Origin of the sequence: Pseudomonas sp. RAC1 (assembly GCF_030658255.1) — a bacterium.
Taxonomy (GTDB): domain Bacteria; phylum Pseudomonadota; class Gammaproteobacteria; order Pseudomonadales; family Pseudomonadaceae; genus Aquipseudomonas; species Aquipseudomonas boreofloridensis.
Genome location: NZ_JAUTXS020000025.1, coordinates 82,213 through 100,694, shown reverse-complemented (window position 1 = coordinate 100,694; position 18,482 = coordinate 82,213). Strand labels below are relative to the sequence as shown.

At 65.3% G+C, this 18,482-nt stretch carries 21 protein-coding genes; 12 read left to right on the top strand and 9 right to left on the bottom strand.

Features of this window, described 5'->3' with window-relative positions; genetic code table 11:
* Window positions 1–275 precede the first annotated feature (275 nt).
* The 5 genes from efeO (Q7C30_RS07545) to Q7C30_RS07525 form a co-directional block, all read right to left on the bottom strand.
* Window positions 276–1,091, bottom strand: coding sequence for an iron uptake system protein EfeO (efeO, locus tag Q7C30_RS07545; RefSeq protein ID WP_317871164.1), 816 nt, complete (start codon window positions 1,089–1,091; stop codon window positions 276–278).
* Between the two features lie 20 nt (window positions 1,092–1,111).
* On the bottom strand, window positions 1,112–2,422 hold the full coding sequence (gene efeB / locus Q7C30_RS07540; protein WP_317871163.1) for an iron uptake transporter deferrochelatase/peroxidase subunit: 1,311 nt from the start codon (window positions 2,420–2,422) through the stop codon (window positions 1,112–1,114).
* Window positions 2,419–3,648, bottom strand: a complete 1,230-nt coding sequence (gene efeO / locus Q7C30_RS07535; protein WP_317871162.1) for an iron uptake system protein EfeO — start codon at window positions 3,646–3,648, stop codon at window positions 2,419–2,421. Before efeO (Q7C30_RS07535) ends, efeB begins: the two co-directional genes overlap by 4 nt.
* The gene (efeU, locus tag Q7C30_RS07530) at window positions 3,645–4,487 is read right to left on the bottom strand and encodes an iron uptake transporter permease EfeU (protein WP_317871161.1); all 843 of its coding nucleotides are present in this window, start codon (window positions 4,485–4,487) and stop codon (window positions 3,645–3,647) included. Before efeU ends, efeO (Q7C30_RS07535) begins: the two co-directional genes overlap by 4 nt.
* A gap of 141 nt (window positions 4,488–4,628) precedes the next feature.
* On the bottom strand, window positions 4,629–5,999 hold the full coding sequence (locus tag Q7C30_RS07525) for a gluconate:H+ symporter (protein ID WP_039577781.1): 1,371 nt from the start codon (window positions 5,997–5,999) through the stop codon (window positions 4,629–4,631).
* A gap of 184 nt (window positions 6,000–6,183) precedes the next feature.
* Here Q7C30_RS07525 and Q7C30_RS07520 point away from each other — a divergent pair, with 184 nt between their 5' ends.
* The 12 genes from Q7C30_RS07520 (at window position 6,184) to Q7C30_RS07465 (ending at window position 15,388) form a co-directional block, all read left to right on the top strand.
* Window positions 6,184–6,693, top strand: a complete 510-nt coding sequence (locus Q7C30_RS07520) for a peroxiredoxin (RefSeq protein ID WP_317871160.1) — start codon at window positions 6,184–6,186, stop codon at window positions 6,691–6,693.
* Window positions 6,694–6,742: 49 nt separating this feature from the next.
* Window positions 6,743–6,901: a hypothetical protein gene (locus Q7C30_RS07515; protein ID WP_162889530.1), complete on the top strand. Its 159-nt coding sequence runs from the start codon at window positions 6,743–6,745 to the stop codon at window positions 6,899–6,901.
* Window positions 6,898–7,218 (top strand): hypothetical protein, encoded by a 321-nt coding sequence (locus tag Q7C30_RS07510; protein WP_317871159.1) that lies wholly within the window; start codon window positions 6,898–6,900, stop codon window positions 7,216–7,218. Before Q7C30_RS07515 ends, Q7C30_RS07510 begins: the two co-directional genes overlap by 4 nt.
* 279 nt (window positions 7,219–7,497) lie before the next feature.
* Window positions 7,498–8,175 (top strand): thermostable hemolysin, encoded by a 678-nt coding sequence (locus Q7C30_RS07505; protein WP_317871158.1) that lies wholly within the window; start codon window positions 7,498–7,500, stop codon window positions 8,173–8,175.
* Entirely contained in the window at window positions 8,165–9,628 is a 1,464-nt protein-coding gene (locus Q7C30_RS07500; RefSeq protein ID WP_317871157.1) for an AMP-binding protein, read from the top strand. The genes Q7C30_RS07505 and Q7C30_RS07500 overlap by 11 nt, the downstream gene beginning before the upstream one ends.
* Before the next feature lie 8 nt (window positions 9,629–9,636).
* Window positions 9,637–10,317: an iron-containing redox enzyme family protein gene (locus Q7C30_RS07495; RefSeq protein WP_317871156.1), complete on the top strand. Its 681-nt coding sequence runs from the start codon at window positions 9,637–9,639 to the stop codon at window positions 10,315–10,317.
* Window positions 10,304–11,110: an SDR family oxidoreductase gene (locus Q7C30_RS07490; RefSeq protein WP_317871155.1), complete on the top strand. Its 807-nt coding sequence runs from the start codon at window positions 10,304–10,306 to the stop codon at window positions 11,108–11,110. The genes Q7C30_RS07495 and Q7C30_RS07490 overlap by 14 nt, the downstream gene beginning before the upstream one ends.
* On the top strand, window positions 11,107–11,748 hold the full coding sequence (locus Q7C30_RS07485; protein ID WP_295482057.1) for a tetratricopeptide repeat protein: 642 nt from the start codon (window positions 11,107–11,109) through the stop codon (window positions 11,746–11,748). The genes Q7C30_RS07490 and Q7C30_RS07485 overlap by 4 nt, the downstream gene beginning before the upstream one ends.
* A 3-nt stretch (window positions 11,749–11,751) precedes the next feature.
* On the top strand, window positions 11,752–12,414 hold the full coding sequence (locus tag Q7C30_RS07480) for a response regulator (RefSeq protein ID WP_039577803.1): 663 nt from the start codon (window positions 11,752–11,754) through the stop codon (window positions 12,412–12,414).
* Window positions 12,411–13,793 (top strand): ATP-binding protein, encoded by a 1,383-nt coding sequence (locus Q7C30_RS07475; RefSeq protein WP_317871154.1) that lies wholly within the window; start codon window positions 12,411–12,413, stop codon window positions 13,791–13,793. The genes Q7C30_RS07480 and Q7C30_RS07475 overlap by 4 nt, the downstream gene beginning before the upstream one ends.
* Window positions 13,790–14,140 (top strand): hypothetical protein, encoded by a 351-nt coding sequence (locus tag Q7C30_RS07470; RefSeq protein WP_317871153.1) that lies wholly within the window; start codon window positions 13,790–13,792, stop codon window positions 14,138–14,140. The genes Q7C30_RS07475 and Q7C30_RS07470 overlap by 4 nt, the downstream gene beginning before the upstream one ends.
* A 63-nt stretch (window positions 14,141–14,203) precedes the next feature.
* Complete coding sequence (locus Q7C30_RS07465) at window positions 14,204–15,388, top strand: DUF2252 family protein (protein ID WP_039583171.1); 1,185 nt, start codon at window positions 14,204–14,206, stop codon at window positions 15,386–15,388.
* A gap of 175 nt (window positions 15,389–15,563) precedes the next feature.
* Here Q7C30_RS07465 and Q7C30_RS07460 read toward each other — a convergent pair whose 3' ends face one another.
* The 4 genes from Q7C30_RS07460 to Q7C30_RS07445 all read right to left on the bottom strand — a co-directional run bounded on the left by Q7C30_RS07460 (window position 15,564) and on the right by Q7C30_RS07445 (window position 18,477).
* Window positions 15,564–16,001, bottom strand: a complete 438-nt coding sequence (locus Q7C30_RS07460) for a DUF3592 domain-containing protein (RefSeq protein ID WP_317871152.1) — start codon at window positions 15,999–16,001, stop codon at window positions 15,564–15,566.
* 91 nt (window positions 16,002–16,092) lie between these two features.
* Entirely contained in the window at window positions 16,093–17,175 is a 1,083-nt protein-coding gene (locus Q7C30_RS07455) for a chemotaxis response regulator protein-glutamate methylesterase (RefSeq protein ID WP_317871151.1), read from the bottom strand.
* On the bottom strand, window positions 17,138–17,671 hold the full coding sequence (gene cheD, locus Q7C30_RS07450) for a chemoreceptor glutamine deamidase CheD (protein WP_317871150.1): 534 nt from the start codon (window positions 17,669–17,671) through the stop codon (window positions 17,138–17,140). The genes Q7C30_RS07455 and cheD overlap by 38 nt, the downstream gene beginning before the upstream one ends.
* Window positions 17,668–18,477 carry a protein-glutamate O-methyltransferase CheR gene (locus Q7C30_RS07445; RefSeq protein ID WP_029612028.1) on the bottom strand — a complete coding sequence of 270 codons (810 nt, stop codon included), beginning with the start codon at window positions 18,475–18,477 and terminating at the stop codon, window positions 17,668–17,670. Before Q7C30_RS07445 ends, cheD begins: the two co-directional genes overlap by 4 nt.
* Window positions 18,478–18,482 lie beyond the last annotated feature (5 nt).

Sequence of the window (18,482 nt, the reverse complement as noted above, 5' to 3'; positions counted from 1 at the left end):
GGAGGCCGAGCAGAGGTGGCACGGAGGGGGTTGACGGGCAGGGATGCCCGTCAAGCGCTTGGGGCCATGGATGGCCCCTAAGCGCGGTACCCCCGGAGTGCCACCGGCGCGAGGGAACCCCGCAGCGCAGCGAAGGGGCCGTATGCAGGAGCAAGCGGTTTTTGCCCCCTTTTTTCCAAGAAAAAAAGGGGGTCGCCGTAAAGGCGAAAAGGTGACCCAGCCTCACCAAAGCCAATGGATAATCACGCCACCCAAGCCAACCTGAACCACCGAGCTCAGTTCAACCCCAACTTCCCCCGCAACGTCGAAAGATCCTCAGCCAAGGTATTGACCGGCCCAATCATGGCCTTGCGATCCCGCTCAGCAACTTTGTCATAAGCCTGGAACCCGCCGTCAGCCGTCTTGTACTTGGCCAGCAATCCATTGACCGTCGCAAAGTTCTTGTCAACTTTGGCGACAAACCCCTGATCTTGCGCCGCCAAATGCGTCCGGAACAGCTCGAAAATCTTCTGCGCGCCGTCGATATTGCCCTGGAAGTCGTAAAGATCGGTATGGCTGTAGCGATCTTCCTCCCCCGAAACCTTGGTCGCCGCCACTTCCTCGAGCAGCGCCGCCGCGCCACCCACCACTTTCTCCGGCGGGAAGGTCAAGGTGGCGATGCGGTTCTGCAGGTCTTTGACATCGGCGATGAGTTTATCGGCAATTGGCCCCTGGCCCTGGGTCGTATGCTGGTCGAACAACGCATATTCCAGGCGATGAAACCCGGTGAAATCCTCGGCAGCCACGCCTTTTTCGTGATCATCCACCCGTGAGTCGATGGCCGCGTCGAGGTCGCTGAACAACTCGGCGATCGGTTCGATCGTTTCGTAGTTGACGCGGGTGGTGGCATACAACGCCTGGGCCTTGGCCAGATCTCCCTGCTTCACCGCCTGGGTGAACAGCTGGGTGTCGCTGACCAGTTGATCGACTTTCTCGGTGACGTAGATCTTGTAGTCCGACACTGGCTGGACCAGGGTCAGCGGATCCACCGTGGCGGCATTGGCCAGCAGCGGGGCAACAGCAAGCAGCAGGGCGAGACGGGTGTTGTTCATGGTGTGCGTCCTGGTCCAGGTCATACGGGTTTGGAAGAGGCGGCCGCGCCGAGCAGCGAACGGCCGATGAAGTCCTGCGCGTGCGTCACGCCCGGCAGGACGAAGAAATAGCCACCGCCCACCGGCTTGATGTACTCCTCCAGCGGCTCGCCGTTGAGGCGGTTCTGCACCGTGATGAAGCCTTTCTCCAGGTCGGCCTGGTAGCAGATGAACAGCAAGCCCATGTCCAACTGACCGTTCTTGCCGACGCCTGAGGAATAGTTGAACGGGCGGCGCAGGATCAGGTTGGCCTGGCTGCCGGCATCGCGTGGGTTGGCCAAGCGAATGTGGGAGTCGAGTCGCGTCAGCTTGCCGTGCGGATCTTTCGGGTAGTTCGGTACGTCGGTTTCGCGCTGACCGTCCATGGGTGCACCACTGGTCTTCTTGCGGCCGAAGATCGATTCCTGCTCTTGCAGCGGCGTACGGTCCCAGCGCTCGACCAGGTTGCGGATGATGCGCACCACTTGATAGCTGCCATGCGCGGCCCAGGCCGGCTCCTGACCCACGCCGACCCAGACCACACGATCCATCAGGCCCGCGTCGCTGGAGTCCGGGTTGGCCGAGCCGTCACGAAAGCCCAGGAAGTTGCGTGCACTCTGTTCGGGGTCGCCGGCCTTGTGCGGTGCCTGGGGCGGCACCGAGCCTTCCTGCTTCCAGCGCACGTAGAGCAGGTCCGGCAAGGTCTTGATGATGTCGCGCAAGGCGTGGATGTTGGTGTCCGGCGAGTTGGAGCAGAACTGCAGGCCCAGGTCGCCGTGGCAGCGCTCGGCCTCCAGGGCGTCGTTGGGAAAGCCGCTCATACGGCTCAAACGCACCGGTTTGGCAGCGGTCAGGCCATAGCGGTCGTCGAACAGCGATTCGCCGACCGACACGGTGATGGTCAAGTTGTCGGGCGTGACCACTGGACCCAGGATGCCGGAGTCGACCGGTGGCAGCTTGGGGTCCACCTGCGGCACCGGGCCTCCGGCCATCAGGAAACGGATGCGCTGCTCCAGCGTGCGGAACAGCCGTTCGAGGTCCTCGGCGTTCTGCGCCAGCACATCGAAGGCAACGAACATGCCCGCCGTCGGGCGCGGCGTGACGATGCCCGGCTGGTGGGCACCGAGCCAGGTCTTGCGTTCCTGGGTGCGGTCGCTGTGCGGGGCCTCGGTGACCTTGGCCGGGGAGGGCGCGGCCAGGGCAGTGCCGCTCAGCCCGGCGCCGGCGATGGCCACCCCGGCGGCACCCAGGCCTGCCAGGAGGCGTCGACGTTGTGGGCAGAGCGGGGCGTTGGCGGTGTCGCGGTCGGTCATCGGGGGCTCGCTTGTGTCGGCAAATCGTCCAGTCCCAGTGCGGGATTCAGGGCCGTGATGGCATTGGCCAGGTGCTGGGCGCCTTCGGCAATCTGCTGCCTTTGCGTGGGCGTTACCTGGTCGTAAGGCAAGAACTGGTCGTCGCTGCGCAGCGCCTTCAGTTGCTGGTCGAACTGGGCCATGGCGGCGTCGACGGCTGCCAGGGGGGCGGAGGCGTTTCGGGCCAGCAACGGACGCAGCAGGTCGATCACCTTGCGCGCGCCTTCTAGGTTGGCCGCGAAGCCGGGCAGATCGAGGTGGCTGTAGCGTTCTTCTTCACCGCTGCTGCGGCTCTGCGCCAGGCTCTGCAGGTTGCGCACCACCGCGCCGGTGAATTGCGCTGGCGCGATGGACTGGGCCAGCAGTTGCGTCTTGAGTTCGCTCAGGTCGTGGGTCAGGGCTTGTGCGACCGGCTCCAGGCCGGCGCTGCTGCGCTGCTGGAACAGGCCGTATTCGAGGCGGTGAAAGCCGCCGAACGCCGGGTCCTGCTCGCGCTGCTCGAAGTAGTCGGCGCGCGCGTTGATACGGTTGTCCAGCTCGCCCAGGCGCTGGCTGGCCCCTGCGATGCGCTGATAGATCAGTCGCGCCTGCGCATAGGCGGTCTGCGCCTGTTGCAGGTCACCCGCTTCGATCGCCTGCTGCAGCGCCGCCCCCGCGCGTACTAGCGCCGAGCCCTGGCTGCTCAGGTAGACGCGGTATTCCGACAGCGGCCCGATGAAGGCGGTCAGGGTCGGGCGCGCCTGGGCAGCGGCCTCGGACGCGGCGGTCGGGGTGACGGTCAAGCTGCCGCGCGGGTTGCTCAGCAGGCCGCAGGTGATCGCGTAGCGGCCCGGCTGCAGGTTGGCGGTGATCACTTGCGACAAGCCCGGCGCGATGTTCTCGCGCTCCTCGATCACCAGCACGCCGTCGAGGATCTCCCACTCCACGGCACGCTGGGACTGGTTGACGATGCGAAAACGGTTGACTCCGGCTGCAACGCTCAGGTCGTTCGGCTCGCAGGCGTGGTCACGCAGCGTGACCAGGGTTTCCAGCCCGGCGCCAGTCGAACGCTTGGCTTGGGCTTGCTGGGCGGCGTAGTAGAACACCACGCCAGCGCCGGCCATCAGCAGCACGCTGCCGAGCAGGGCCAGGCGCAGCAGGCGCGGGGAGGGGGGCGTGGCGGGCGTGCCGCCTTGATCACGGCTCATGCGGGGCCTTGTGCGTTCGAGGAGGAGGACGGCGCGGCCTTGACCGGCCAGAAGAACAGCAGCAGCGCACCGATCAGGTAGAGCAGATAGGCGCCCAGCGTGCTGATGGTCGGGGTGTCCTGGTAGCCAAACATGCCGGCCAGCACCGAGCCGGTCGGCCCGTCCTGCGGCAGCACAGCGCTGCTGTCGAAGACCACCGCTTGCAGCCCGTTCCACACACCGGCCTCGTGCAGCGCTTGCACGGCATTGGCCAGGATGCCGGCGGCGACCACCAGGATGAACAGGCCGGTCCAGCGGAAGAACTGCGACAGGTTCAGGCGCAGGCTGCCCGAATACAGCGCCACGCCTATCAGAACCGCAACCAACAGACCCAGCAAGGCGCCCAGGGGCGCCGCAGGGCCGCTGCTCTGCTGGAACACGGCCAGCAGGAAGAACACCGTTTCCAGGCCTTCGCGGGCCACGGCGAAGAAGACCATGCCGATCAGCGCCCAGGCCTGGTGCCGGGAGCCGGCCAGCGCGGCGTCGAGCGAGACGTGCAGGGCCTGCTTGATCGACCGCGCCACCTTACGCATCCACAGCACCATGGCACTGAGCATCACCACCGCCGCCAGACCGACCACGGCCTCGAACAGCTCCTGCTGCTTCTGCGGAAATTCGCTGCTCATCAGCTCCAGGCCGGCACCGACCAGCAGCGAAAGCGCGATGGCCAGGAATACGCCGATCCACACAGCCGGCATCCACTGGCCGCGACTTGTCTGGCGCAAGTAGCTAGCGATGATGCCGACGATCAGCGCCGCTTCGATGCCCTCGCGGAGCATGATGAGGAAAGGAACGAGCATGATTCTCCCGGGATGACCGCTGGCGCGAATGAATAGGTCGCCGGCGAATCTACCTCAATGAGAATCATTAGCGCATGTGAAGAATATTTAACTTAGCAGGCGAAGGGAGTGGAGTACGGATGTACTCCTCGCCGATCGATCTTACTGCAGCCATTGCCACAACAGCAGCGTGCCGACCAGCCCCACCACCGAAACGATGGTCTGCAACACCGACCACACCCATAGCGTCTGCTTGAGCTGCAAGCCGAAGTACTCGCGCACCATCCAGAACCCGGCGTCATTGACGTGGCAGAAGAACACCGAGCCTGCGCCGATGGCCAACGCCACCAGCGAACTCTGGGTGCTCGCCAGCCCCGTCATCAGCGGCGCCAGAATACCCGCCGTGGTGGTCGTGGCGACGGTGGCCGAGCCCGTGGCCTGACGCAGGGCCACAGCGATCAGCCACGCCAACAGCACGTACGACAGGTGGGCGCCACTGGCGACCTTGCTGATGGTGTCGCTCACGCCCGCTTCGAGCAGCGTCTGTTTGAGTCCACCACCGGCCCCGATGGTCAGCAGCAACACGGCGATCGGTGCCAGGCTCTTGCGCAGCACGCCACCGACCTGATCGCGCGCCATGCCGATCGACCAGCCCAGGCAGATCACCGCCGCGATCACCGCCAACCCCAGTGCGATCAGCGGCTCGCCGAGGAACTTCAAGGTCAGTGCCAGGCTGCTCTCGGGCGCCATGGCGACTTTGGCCAAGGTGCTGCCCAGCATCAGCAGCACCGGCAGCAGGATGATCAGCAGCGACATGGCAAAGCTTGGCTTGCGCCGAGTCTGCACCTTGGCGGTGAACAACTCGCCCAGTTCCGCAGGCTCCTCGACCTGCATACGCCGTGACAGCCAGATGCCGTACAGGGGACCGGCGAGGATCACCGCCGGTACCGCGATGCACAGGCCCAGCAGCATGGTCGTGCCCAGGTCGGCGTGCAGCGCGCTGACCGCGATCAGCGGGCCGGGGTGAGGCGGCATGAGGGCGTGCAGCGTGGTCATGCCGGCCAATGCCGGGATCGCCACCTTCAGCAGCGGTTGCCCGGACTGCCGGGCGATGACGAAGATCACGGGCACCATCAGCACCAGGCCCACTTCGAAGAACAGCGGCAGGCCGATCACCATGGCCACCACGGCCATGACCCAGGGCAGCGCTTTACCACGGGCATGGCGCAACAGCGTCGAGGCGATGCGGTCGGCGGCACCGGACTCGGCCATCAGCGCGCCGAGCATGGCGCCCAGGGCGATGATCATGCCGGCCTCGCCCAGCAGGCTGCCTGCACCCTTGGCGAACGCCTTGGCCACGGCTTCCGGCGGCAGGGCAGCGCCCAGGCCGGCGACGAAGGTGCCGATGAGGATGGAGAGAAACGGCGGCAGCTTGGTGAGACTGATCAGTACCACGATGCAGGCGATGGCAGCCCCGCAGCAGATCAGCAGGCGGGTGTCGTGGGCGAGCCACGCGGCGTGTGAAAGATCCAAGGCAAACCTCTTCTTGTAATGTCTTGTTACGAGCTCCGAAAACTATAACGCAGCCATTCATATAGATGACTAGCGCGGTGGGCTATTTGCGGGTCCGGTGCATGAAAGATTTTTTACAAAGCCCAGGTGCGTCAAACCTGATACAAACGCACCTGCCTCAATTCTCTTCCCAGGAATCTCAGCGATGATCGAACGTGGCGCCATGCTCCCTGATGTCACCCTTTATCAATACAGCGAAGGCGAGGGCGCCTGTGCCATCGGCCCGAACGCCTTTTCGCTGCGCGAGCGCTGCGACCAGCGCAAGTTGCTGATCTTCGCGCTGCCGGGCGCGTTCACCCCGACCTGTTCGGAGCGTCATGTGCCGGGGTATGTCGCGGCCGCGCCGGAACTGTTCGCCGCCGGTATCGACGAGATCCTTTGCGTCTCGGTCAACGATGCCTTCGTCATGCAGGCCTGGGGCAAGAGCCTGCAGGTGGGCACTGCCGTGCAGATGATCGCCGACGGCAATGGCCAATTCACCGAGGCCCTGGGCCTCGGCCAGGACCTGTCCGCACGGGGCATGGGCTATCGCTCGCAACGCTACGCGCTGCTGGTGGACAACGGTGTGGTCCGGCACTTGGCGGTCGAGGCGCCGGGCAAGTTCGAGGTCAGCGACGCGCAGACGCTGCTCGCCGTGGTGCGCGCGCGCGACTGAACGACGGGCCCGGCGGCGACTCCAAACTCGCAGCAACGGAGGAATCACCATGCAGCCAGAAACCGAAGGTCTCGAAGAACAAGGCCCGAGCCGTGTGCCTTTCATCAACGACCCACGCAAGCCAGCCTCGCCGGCATTGAATGACGCTGACGAGGCCGACGACGCGGACCTTGTCGAAGACGACAGCGAAGACGATCAGTATCGGTGAAGTATCCCACCACGCCGGATGGCCGCTATTTCGTGGTCAAGGGGCGTCTATGGCGCTGCAGCGACCCGGCGTTGCCTGAACCACGCCGTACGGCCTTGGTCAGCCAGTTGATGGCCGCGCGGCGTGCGGTCAGGCAAGCCCGCCTGGCCGATGACCCTGCTGCGCTGCGCAGCGCCCGCGCCGAGGTCGACGCCGCCAAGGTGGCGCTGGGCGAGCGAGGGCCGGTGTGGTGGACAGATGGCAGTCCGGACTACAACCGCCGCAAGGTCGGCAACACCCCGTATGCCGCCTGGTACGACGGGCAATCACCGGAATGAAGTGCTCCATGCTTGAGCGGCTACTTGAGCTGAGCCAGTAGTCCGACACTTCGCGCCGCTGCAATAGCATGCGCCGCGCCCAGTAAATCCAGCGAAATCATCGGCAGTAAACGCGGGGTTTCCTCACATCTCCAATCCTTGGCGGGTATCCATGCAAGACAGCACGAGCGGGCGCCATGATGCCGCTTGCCCATGGCTTGTAAAGTCAGCCGGCACTTCAGACTCCTTTCAGATTCGCTGCCGATACTTCCCCCACACGCCGATCCCAGGGGGAGTCGCATGTCACATCTGCCATGGAGCACCTTGCTCCCGTTGTCTGTAGGCGGCCCCGCCGCCGCCTCTGCTCAGCTGACCCTGCACCTGGCCGCCGACGCCGGGCGCAGTGAGCTGGAGCAGTTCATCCATCAGTGCTTCGCCGACCGCCATCAGGCCGATGTGCAGCACTACCTGCCCGAGTTGCTGGCCCTGCGCGATGCGTCCGGGCGCCTGGTCGCCGCTGCCGGGGTGCGTCCAGCCAGCAGCGGTGCACTGTTTGTCGAGCGCTACCTGGACATGCCTGTCCACCTGGCGCTGGCGGATGTGCAGGGCGCCGTGGTGGAGCGCGGGCAATGGGTCGAGGTGGGCAACCTGGCCTCGGTCGACGCCGGCAGCGCCCGGCTGATGATCATCCTCATCACCTGGCTGCTGGCCGTGCGCGGGCTGCAGTGGGTGACGTTCACCGGGGCGGCGTCACTGGTCAACAGCTTCCGCCGCCTGGGGCTGCAACCCAGCGTGCTCGGCGTGGCCGATCCGCGACGCCTGGGTGAGGAACACGTCCAGTGGGGCCGCTACTACAACCAGCGGCCCCAGGTGATGGTGGGCAACATTGGCCAAGGTTTCGCCGCGCTGGCGCGCATCGGGCTGTTCCAACGCCTGGGACTGCCGCAGGTGGTCGAGGAATCCGGGCATGCCGCATGAACTCGAGCGTTTCTGGCACAGGTTGAGCGTGCAAGCCCGTGACTGCCCGCACGAGGTGGCTGTGCAGGGGGCCAACGAGCGGGTCACCTGGGCGCAGTTGCGCGATGAAGTGGAGCGCCGTGCAGGCGAGCTGGAGCGTCAGTCACCAGCCGCACTGATCCTGGCCTTGGACAACGGCCCGCAGGCGTTGCTCTGGGACTTGGCAGCGCTGTTTGCCGGCTGCCCGTGCGTGGTCATTCCAGCGTTCTTCAGCCCCCAGCAGTTCGCGCATTGCGTGCAGCAGAGCGGCGCGACATTGGCGTTGGTCGATGAGGTGTGGACCGCTCAGCTACTCGGCGCCGGTTTCAGCCGTACCGCTGCGTTCTGGCATCGCTCAGAACCCAGGCCGGTGACCTTGCCCGAAGGCACGGCAAAGATCACCTACACCTCCGGCAGCACCGGCCAACCCAAGGGCGTGTGCTTGAGTGCCGAGGCGATGCTGTGCGTCGCCCGGACCCTGGAAGAGGCCAGCCGCAGCGCCTCGGCCCAGCGTTACCTGGCGGTGCTGCCGCTGGGGGTGTTGCTGGAGAATTTGGGCGTGTATGCCGCGCTCATGGCCGGTGCGTGCGTGCAGTTGTACCCGCAGGCGCAATTGGGCATCAGCGGCGCCACCCAGGTCGACTTCAAGCGACTGCTCGGCGCGATAGCCCTGAGCGGTGCACACAGCCTGATCCTGGTGCCGCAGTTGTTGTTGGGCCTGGTCACCGCCATCGAGCGCGGGTTGATGCCAGTGGGCGCGCTGCGGTTCGTGGCGGTGGGCGGCGCGCGGGTGTCCCAGGCGTTACTGGAGCGCGCCGAGGCGATTGGCCTGCCGGTGTATGAAGGCTATGGCCTGTCCGAGTGCGCGTCGGTGGTGGCCCTGAACAGGCCCGGCGCGTACCGCTTGGGCAGCGTCGGCAAGCCCTTGCCGCACGTGCAGGTGCGCATCGCCGAGGACGGTGAAGTGCTGGTCGCAGGTTCCACGCTGCTGGGTTATCTGGGCGAGCCACCGCTGCACGCGTCATGGTGGGCCACCGGCGACCTCGGCTACCTGGACGCGCAGGGCTACCTGTACGTGAACGGGCGCAAGAAGCACCAGTTCATCACCAGCTTCGGACGCAACGTCAGCCCCGAGTGGGTCGAGGCCGAACTGACCCAGTGCGGCGCCCTTGCACAGGTGTTCGTGCACGGCGAGGGTTTGCCGCGCAACGTCGCCTTGCTCTGGCCGCGAGACCCTGGCAGCAGCGATGCCGATATCGAGCAGGCCGTGCGGCAGGGCAATGCGCGCCTGCCGGACTATGCCCGTGTTCATCACTGGCGCCGTCTGCCCGAGCCGCTCGACAGCCACCAGCACACCCTGACCGCCAACGGTCGCCCGCGTCGCGAGGCGATTCTGGCGCGCTACCACCGTTTGCTATCCGACATTGCGTTGTGAGGTTCGCCATGGCTTTTTTCGACACCCTGCAGTTACAGACCGCCCCGCAACGCGAGGCGCTGTTCGCCGTTCCGGTCATCCGCCAGGCACTGGCTGGGCAGGCCAGCCGCCACAGCTACATCGCCTTCCTGACCCAGGCGTACTATCACGTGCGCCATACCGTACCGCTGATGATGGCGTGCGGTGCCCGGCTGCCACGGCGCCTGGAATGGTTGCGCGGCGCGGTGTGCGAGTACATCGAGGAAGAATACGGCCACGAACAGTGGATTCTCGATGACATCAAGGCCTGTGGCGGCGACTGGGATGCTGTGCGAGACGGCCGACCGGCATTGCCCATCGAGCTGATGGTCGCCTATCTCTACGACCTCATCGCACGCGGCAATCCGGTGGGGTTGTTCGGCATGGTCAACGTGCTCGAGGGCACCAGCATCGCCTTGGCGACCCAAGCGGCCGGTACCTTGCAGCGCAGCCTGGAACTGCCTGACAGGGCATTCAGCTACCTGAGCTCGCACGGTGCCCTGGATCAGGAGCACATGGTCACCTACCGCACGCTGATGAACCGTCTGGAGCAGCCCGAGGACCAGCAGGCCGTGCTCGATGCGGCCAAGGTCGTGTACCACCTCTACAGCGAAATGTTCCGCGGCCTGCCACTCAGCGAATCGCAGGGCGTACAGCATGCGCCTGCCTGACTGTGTGGTGATCCTGACCGGTGCCAGTGGCGGGATCGGCCTGGCCCTGGCCGAGCAGTTATGCGCGGCGGGGGCTCGGGTCCTGGCGGTCAGTCGACAATTGGGCGATTTGGCCGGGGTGCTCAAGCGCTACCCGCAGCACCTCACCTGGCACAGCGCCGACCTGCGCAACCCCAGCGGTCGCGACCAGGTGGTGCAACAGGCGCGAGCGCTGGGCGGTGTCAACGTGCTGATCAATGCCGCCGGGGTCAATCGCTTCGCCTTGCTCGACCAACTCGACGAACAAGCCCTGGACGAGTTGCTGGACATCAACCTCAAGGCGCCGCTACACCTCACCCGTGCTTGCCTGCCGCTGTTGCGCGCCCAGCCCAGGGCGCTGGTGGTGAATGTCGGCTCGACCTACGGCTCGATCGGCTATCCGGGCTATGCCACCTACTGTGCCAGCAAATTCGCCCTGCGCGGCTTCTCCGAGGCGCTGCGCCGGGAGCTGGCCGACACCTCGGTGAACGTGCTGTACGCCGCGCCCAGGGCCACCCGCACACCGATGAACAGCAGCGCCGCCATGGCGCTCAATCATGCGCTCAAGGTCGGCATGGACGACCCCGTCGATGTCGCACGGGCCGTGCTCGACGCCGTGCAGAGCGAACGCAGCGAGCTGTACCTGGGCTGGCCGGAGAAGCTCTTCGTGCGCCTCAACAGCCTACTGCCAGGGGTGGTCGACCGTGCGCTGCGCAAGCAATTACCCATGATCCGTCGCCACGTCGACGGACACGCGAAGGAGTCGTTGAAATGAAGCGTCTGTTACTCGCCACGCTGCTGGCGTTCTCATCCTCTACCTGGGCGCTGGACCCAGGCGGCGCGCAGCGGCTGGCCGACTTGCAGCAGCGCTGGGCGCAGATCCAGTACCAGACCCCCAAGGAGCAGCGCAGCGAGGCCTTCGAGAAGCTGGCCGGCGACGCCGCAACCTTCGTCCGGCAGTATCCGGGCGCGGCCGAACCGCTGATCTGGAACGGCATCGTCAACAGCAGTTGGGCCGGCGCGACCGGCGGGCTGGGCGCGCTGAGCAAAGTGAAGGCGGCGCGGGCCAGCCTGGAGCAGGCCATCGCCCTGGACGCCGGGGCCTTGCAGGGCTCGGCCTATACCAGCCTGGGCACGCTCTACGACCAGGTGCCGGGCTGGCCGATCGGCTTCGGCGACAGCGACAAGGCCGAAACCTTGTTGCGCCAGGCACTGCAAATCAACCCCAACGGTATCGACAGCAACTACTTCTGGGCCGATCATCTGGTTCGGCGCAAACGCTACGACGAGGCCCGCGCGGCGCTGAACAAAGCGCTGCAGGCGCCGCCACGTCCGGGGCGCGAGCTGGCCGATCAGGGCCGGCGCAGCGATATCGCCGCGTTACTCAAGACCCTCAAGGACAAACAGGACTGATCTATGCGGCTGCTGCTGGTGGAGGACGATACGGCGCTGGGCGAAGGCATCTGCGATGGCTTGCGTCAGGAGGGCTATACCCTCGACTGGCTGCGCGATGGCGCCAGCGGCCTGCACGCCTTGCAGCACGAGACCTTCGACCTGGCCATTCTCGACCTGGGGCTGCCGCGCCTGGATGGCATCGAGGTGCTGCGGCGGGTGAGGGCGGGCGGTGACAACCTGCCGGTGCTGGTGCTCACTGCCCGTGACGCCACCGACGACCGTATCACTGGGCTGGATGCCGGTGCCGACGACTATCTGGTCAAACCCTTCGACCTCAACGAGCTCAAGGCCCGCCTGCGCGCATTGCTGCGCCGCAGTGCCGGACGAGCACGGGTGCTGATCGAGCACGCCGGGGTGAGCCTCGACCCGGCCACCCAGCAGGTGCACTACGAGGGCCGGCCGGTGGTGCTCACGCCCAAGGAGTACCGCCTGCTGCACGAGTTGCTGGCGCAGCCGGGCAAGGTCTTCACCCGCGAGCGGCTCACCCAGTTGCTCTACGGCTGGGACGAGGAACCGGAGAGCAACACCCTGGAAGTCAACGTCTACCAGCTACGCAAGAAGCTGTTCAACGGCTTGATCCGCACCGTGCGCGGCATCGGCTACCTGGTCGAGGGCAAGGCATGAGTTCGCTGCGCCAGCGCACGCTGTGGCGGGTGATGCTACTGCTGGTGGTCGGTACCAGCCTGTTGGCGTTGTACAACTACCATGACAGCCGCCATGAGATCACCGAGATCTACGACGCCCACCTGGCGCAGAACGCGCGGCTTCTGCAGGGCGTGATGAGCCTGCCGGTGGAGGAGGGCAGCCGGGCCTCGCTGTACCAGGCCTTCAACGACGCCCTGAGCCAGGCCGGCCGGCACCGGGTCGGCCATCCCTATGAAAGCAAGCTGGCGTTCCAGGTCTGGGATGACGCCGGCACGCGCCTGGTCAATACCCCAAGTGCACCGGTGCTGACACCGTTGCCGGTGACCCCAGGCTTCTCCGAGATCGTGGTCGATGGCCAGTGCTGGCGCGGCTTTGTGCTACCGGTGCCGGCGCGTCACTGGGTGATCTGGGTCGGCGAGCGCGAGGATGTGCGCTTCGACCTGATCGACCGCATCGTGCGCCATACCGTGTTCCCGTTCCTCATCGGCAGCCTGGCCCTGGCGCTGTTGGTCTGGGCCGCCATCGGCTGGGGTCTGCAACCGCTGCAGAACATGGCCAATGTGATTCGCGCACGGCATGCGCAATCGCTGGAGCCGCTGCAACTGGTGCCGCTGCCCTCGGAGCTGGAGCCGATGCAGGCGGCGATCAACCGCTTGCTGGCGCAGATCGACGATTTGCTGCGCCGCGAACACCGCTTCATCGCCGATGCGGCCCATGAAATGCGCACGCCGCTGGCCATTCTGCGTCTTCACGCGCAGAACGCCGAAGCCGCCACCAGCGAGGCCGAACGGCAAAAAGCCCTGGGCTTCCTGATCGGTGCCGTGGATCGCCTCACGCGGGTGGTCAACCAGCTGTTGACCCTGGCGCGCCTGGAACCGCGCCTGGGCCAGCGCGTGGACACGCCGATCGACCTGGGCGAGGTGGTCACCGAGACCTTGGCCGAATTGACGCCCTGGATTCTGGAGCGTGGCCAGGAACCGTCGTTGCAACTCGATGAGGGCGATCACCTGGCCACGGTCGATGCCGGCGTGCTGGGCATCGCCTTGCAGAATCTGGTGGCCAATGCCGTGGAGCACTCGCCACCGGGTGGCCGTATCTGCGTTTCGCTGCAGCAACGCGGTGGGCAGCTCGAACTCAGTGTGGAAGATGAAGGCCCCGGTATCGAAGAGGCCAGCCTGACGCGCGTGTTCGAACGTTTCTACAGCCGCAACAGCCCGAACGGGGCAGGGCTGGGACTGTCCATCGTCGCGGCCATCGTCGAGCGCCTGGGCGGTCAGGTACGCCTGGAAAACCGAGCCGAGGGCGGGCTGGCCGCCATCCTGTCGATTCCGCTGGCGAGCGCAGGGGGCGCCTCATGAGCACCGTTGACGCGGATCGACTGCGGGTGTGGCAAGCGTTGTCGGAGTTCTTTCTGGACACCGATGTCGACCTCAGTTCCGACGGGCTCGTGCAGCGTCTGGCTCAGACTGGCTACACGCCTGACCAGGTGCAGTGCATCTTGTGGAACGAGGTTTATCCGGTCCTGCACAGCAATCTGCAGTCCATGGCGGGCGAGTGGGCCGGATGGACGGACGCGTTTCTCCAAGCCCACCTGGTGGTGCGCCCTTATTCGCCGGGTATGCCAGCCAGAGGATGGATCGGTGCCGAAATCTCGCGATGCTGGGACGAAGTGCTGACGCGATGGGCACGCCTGAAGACCTCTTGAAACATTTTGGAACAACTGTGTCAGATTGAAGTCAATTTGATATCGCCTGGATCCGAGATGTCCATGAAACTACCGCGCCCCTCAGACCGTATCGACACCCTCACGCAATTGCGCAACCTCAAGATGGCCCGGTCGGCGCATGCCTATGTGCGTGGCAGCACGGTGCAGTTCTACGACTGGCTGCACAGTCAATCCGGGCGCCGCCTGCCCAGCGGGCCGGCGGTGTGGATCTGCGGTGACTGTCACGCCGGCAACCTGGGTCCGACCGGGGATCTGAAGGGCCGTATCGACATCCACATCCGCGATCTCGACCAGACCGTGATCGGCAATCCAGCCCATGACCTGGTGCGACTGGGCCTGTCGCTGGCCACCGCCGCACGCAGCTCGGACCTGCCGGGCGTGGTCACTGCGCGCATGCTCGAGGAGATGATGCAGGGCTACGCCCAGGCCTTCGAACAGAGCGATGACGAAGAGCCCGAGCGGCCGGCGCAGGTCAAGGCTGGCATGCGCACCGCCGTGCGCCGCACCTGGAAACACCTGGCCCGCGAGCGCATCGAGCGGGTGCGTCCGAGCATTCCGCTGGGCAAGCATTTCTGGCCGCTGTCGCGCGAGGAAAAGACGGCGGTGCGCAAGCTCTGCGCCTCGGACGACATCCACACCCTGGTGACCTCGCTCAAGGGCCGTAGCCCGGAGGACCGCGTGGAACTGCTGGACTCGGCCTACTGGGTCAAGGGCTGCAGCTCACTGGGCCTGCTGCGCTACGCCGTGCTGATGGCGGTTGGGGAGGGCGACGACCAGGAGTTCTGCCTGTTGGACGTCAAGGAAGCCATCGCCGCCGCCGCCCCCCGCACCGCCCGCGCCTCGATGCCGCGCGACAATGCCCGGCGCGTGGTCGAAGGTGCTCGGCATCTTTCGCCGGGCCTGGGCAACCGCATGGTGGCGGTGCGCATGCTCGATCATGGCTTCTTCGTCCGTGAGTTGCTGCCCCAGGACATGAAGCTGGAACTCGATGAGCTCAGCGAGCAGGAAGCACGCCGGGCCGCAGGGTATCTGGCCCGTGTGGTAGGTCATGCCCATGCCCGGCAAATGGACCTGAGCACGCGCGCCGCCTGGATCGAGGAGTTGCAACTGCACCGTTCCGAGACGCTGGATGCGCCGTCGTGGTTGTGGAGCAACGTGATTCAGTTGGTGGGCAGTCACGAGCAAGGGTATCTGGCGCATTGCAGGCGGTACGCGTTGGAGCATTGACTCGCACAGCCGAGGGTAGTGGCTTGGAACAGCAGACCGTGTTGATTGGCTGGGACGCTGGCGGTTGGAACTGCGAGCGCAATCGTCTCAGTCGAGATGCGCTGGTCATCCTCTGGCGGTCTTGTAACGCCATTCATTGACGGTGACAGGCAAGGGGATGTGCATCTGAATGTCCTTATGCAGATTGAGCGCGACGACGTTCCCGAATCCAGGCGACCGCGTGATAGACGCCCCCTGATAGCGAAACCAGCGCGAAGAGTGCGCTCAGCAGACTGGCGCCCCACAGTGCACCACGATCATCGATGATCGCGGTGGCGGCGGGCGATTCTGCGCGGTACAGCACTGCCACTGGATTGTCCACCGAGTAGCCGAAGATCAGCCCGCTTTCGGGGTAGCTGAAGGTGTCGCCCGAGGCAGTGGCGAAGTCGATCTGGGGGTGGCTGCCGCCGGCGTTCAACGCACTGACGTGGCCTTCGGCACGTTGCGCGTGGGCGATGAAGTCCAGTCGTTCTTCGACCAGCCAGAAGGTGAGGTACAGCAGACACAGGCCCAGCGGGAGAAAAAGCAGGGCCCGGAGAAAATTGCCTCGGGAGGCGAGGGGCGTCTTGGCCATGACGGCGATCCTTGCATCGTCCTTGAAACGGCCGGTAGTGCAGCCAAGTTGGGCATCGGTGTCAAGCCTCGCCGCGTGAGGCTGCTGCCGCTCACTTGTGCACAATCGCCTGATGAATATCGCCCAGCGCCATGATGCGTTGGGCGGCGTTGAGCTTGATGGCTTCCTTGGGCATGCCGAATACCACGCAGCTGGCTTCGTCCTGGGCGACGGTGGCGGCGCCGGCGTCGAGCATCTCTTTCAGGCCGCGTGCACCGTCGTCGCCCATGCCGGTCATGATGATGCCGGTCGCGTTCTTGCCGGCGAAGCGGGCCACGGAGCGAAACAACACGTCGACCGACGGCCGATGGCGGTTCACCAGTGGGCCTTCGACCACCTGGGCGTGATAGTAGGCGCCGCTGCGGGTCACCATCAGGTGCTTGCCCCCCGGCGCGATCAGCGCCAGGCCGGGCAACACCCGGTCATTGTTGCGCGCTTCACGCACTTCGATCTGACAGATGCTGTTGAGCCTTTCGGCAAAGGACGCGGTGAATTTCTCCGGCATGTGCTGCACGATCACCAGGCCCGGGCACACCCTCGGTAGCGCGGTGAGCACCGTTTCCAGTGCCTGAGTGCCACCGGTGGACGTGCCGATGGCGACGATGCGTTCGGTGGTCTGTGCCATGGCCTGGCCGCCCGCGGCGGGCAGGATAGCGTCCGCGCTGAGCTTGCTCGCGGGCGCAGCCATCGGCGCAGGGCGCACCACACGCTTGCCCAGGTTCTTGACATTGGAGTTCGCCGCTGCACGTATCGCCCCAACCAACTCAGCGGCGGACTCCATCAGAAAGCTCTTCAGCCCCGTGGTGGGTTTGGTGATGATCTCCACCGCCCCGGCCGAGAGCGCCTGCAAGGAGGTTTCCGCGCCTTTCTGCGTCAGTGACGAGCAGATCACCACCGGCGTGGGCCGCTCGCCCATGATTTTCCTGAGAAAGGTGATGCCGTCCATGCGCGGCATTTCCACATCCAGCACGATCACGTCCGGCCATTCGCGCGCCAGTTTGTCCATGGCGAAGATCGGATCGGAAGCGGCGCCCATCACGCGGATGTCCGGCGTCTCGTTGAGAATCGCCAGCAGCACCTGGCGCACTACAGCCGAATCATCGACCAGCAGGACGCTGATTTTTTTGGTAGGCATCTTTACGCAGGGTTCCCATTGGTTGGTGCCGGACCCAGACATTGCCGGTCCACAGGTCGAAGAGGATGGTGCGGTAGCCGGTGCTGCCCATGTCCTGGGCGGCCAGGTGCAGGTGATGACGTTCGGCCAAGGCCAAGGCCGCACGGATGTTAAGGCTGGCCACGTCCTGATCGGGCAGGTGGCGATGCTGCTCAGGGAACATCTCGCCACCGCCGAACACTTTCACCTGATAGTCACGCGCCCGCGTGCCGTGGGCCCTGGCGTGGCGCAGCAGCAGCTCGAGGGCCTCGTCGGCGTACTTGCCGTCCAGCGGCTGGTCGCGGCGGGTACGGGCCGGCAGCATGAAATGACACATCCCGCCGATCAGGCGTTGCGGGTGCCACAAGGTGAATGCCACGCAGGAGCCGAGCAGGGTCCGCAACCGCAGGGGGCGCGTGGCGAAGCTGACTTGACCGGGCGCCAGGATCAGTTCGGTGGTTTTCGTGGCTGTTTTCATGGTTTGCGATAGATCGACGGCGCCACCAGCTTCAACGTGTCGTTCACGCCGTGCAGGCTTTCCGAGTGGCTGATGATGAAGTAGCCGCCAGGCTTGAGCTGGGGCAGCAAACGCGCGACCACCTGGCGCTTGGTGGGTTGATCGAAATAGATCATCACGTTGCGCAGGAAGATCACATCGAACTCGCCCAGGCCAGGCAGCGGCTCGTTGAGGTTGACCTGGATGAAATTGACCCGGTTGCGCAGCGACTTGTCGATCAGGAATGTACCTTCCTGGCGGCCAACGCCTTTCAGACAGTACTTGCTCAGCAGCGGCTGGGGCAGGGTACTGGCACGCTCCATGGCGTAGTGCCCGCTGCGCGCCTTGGCCAGCACCTGGGTGCTGATGTCCGAACCGATCACCTCCCAAGGCGTGGTGTTCAAGCCTTCGGCCAGGGTCATCGCCAGGCTGTAGGGCTCTTCGCCGGAGGAGCTCGCCGCGCTCCACACCCGAAACACCTTGCCTGGCGCTGCCTTGGGCAGCACCTGCTGGCGCAGAAAGTCGAAGTGCTTGGGCTCGCGGAAAAAATAGGTTTCGTTGGTGGTCAGCAAATCCAGGGCCACCTGCAGCTCGCCCTTGCGCTGGTCGCCCATGATCAGCTTGAAATAATCCCCATAGCTGTCCAGCTCATAGTGCTTGAGGCGCTTGAACAGGCGCCCGGCCACCAGTGCCTTTTTTGCCGGCGACAGGTTGATGCCGGCTGCGCGGTGCAGCCAGGCCTGGAATTGACCGAACTCTCGGTCGTCGAGTGATGAAGTGTCGGTCATGGTCG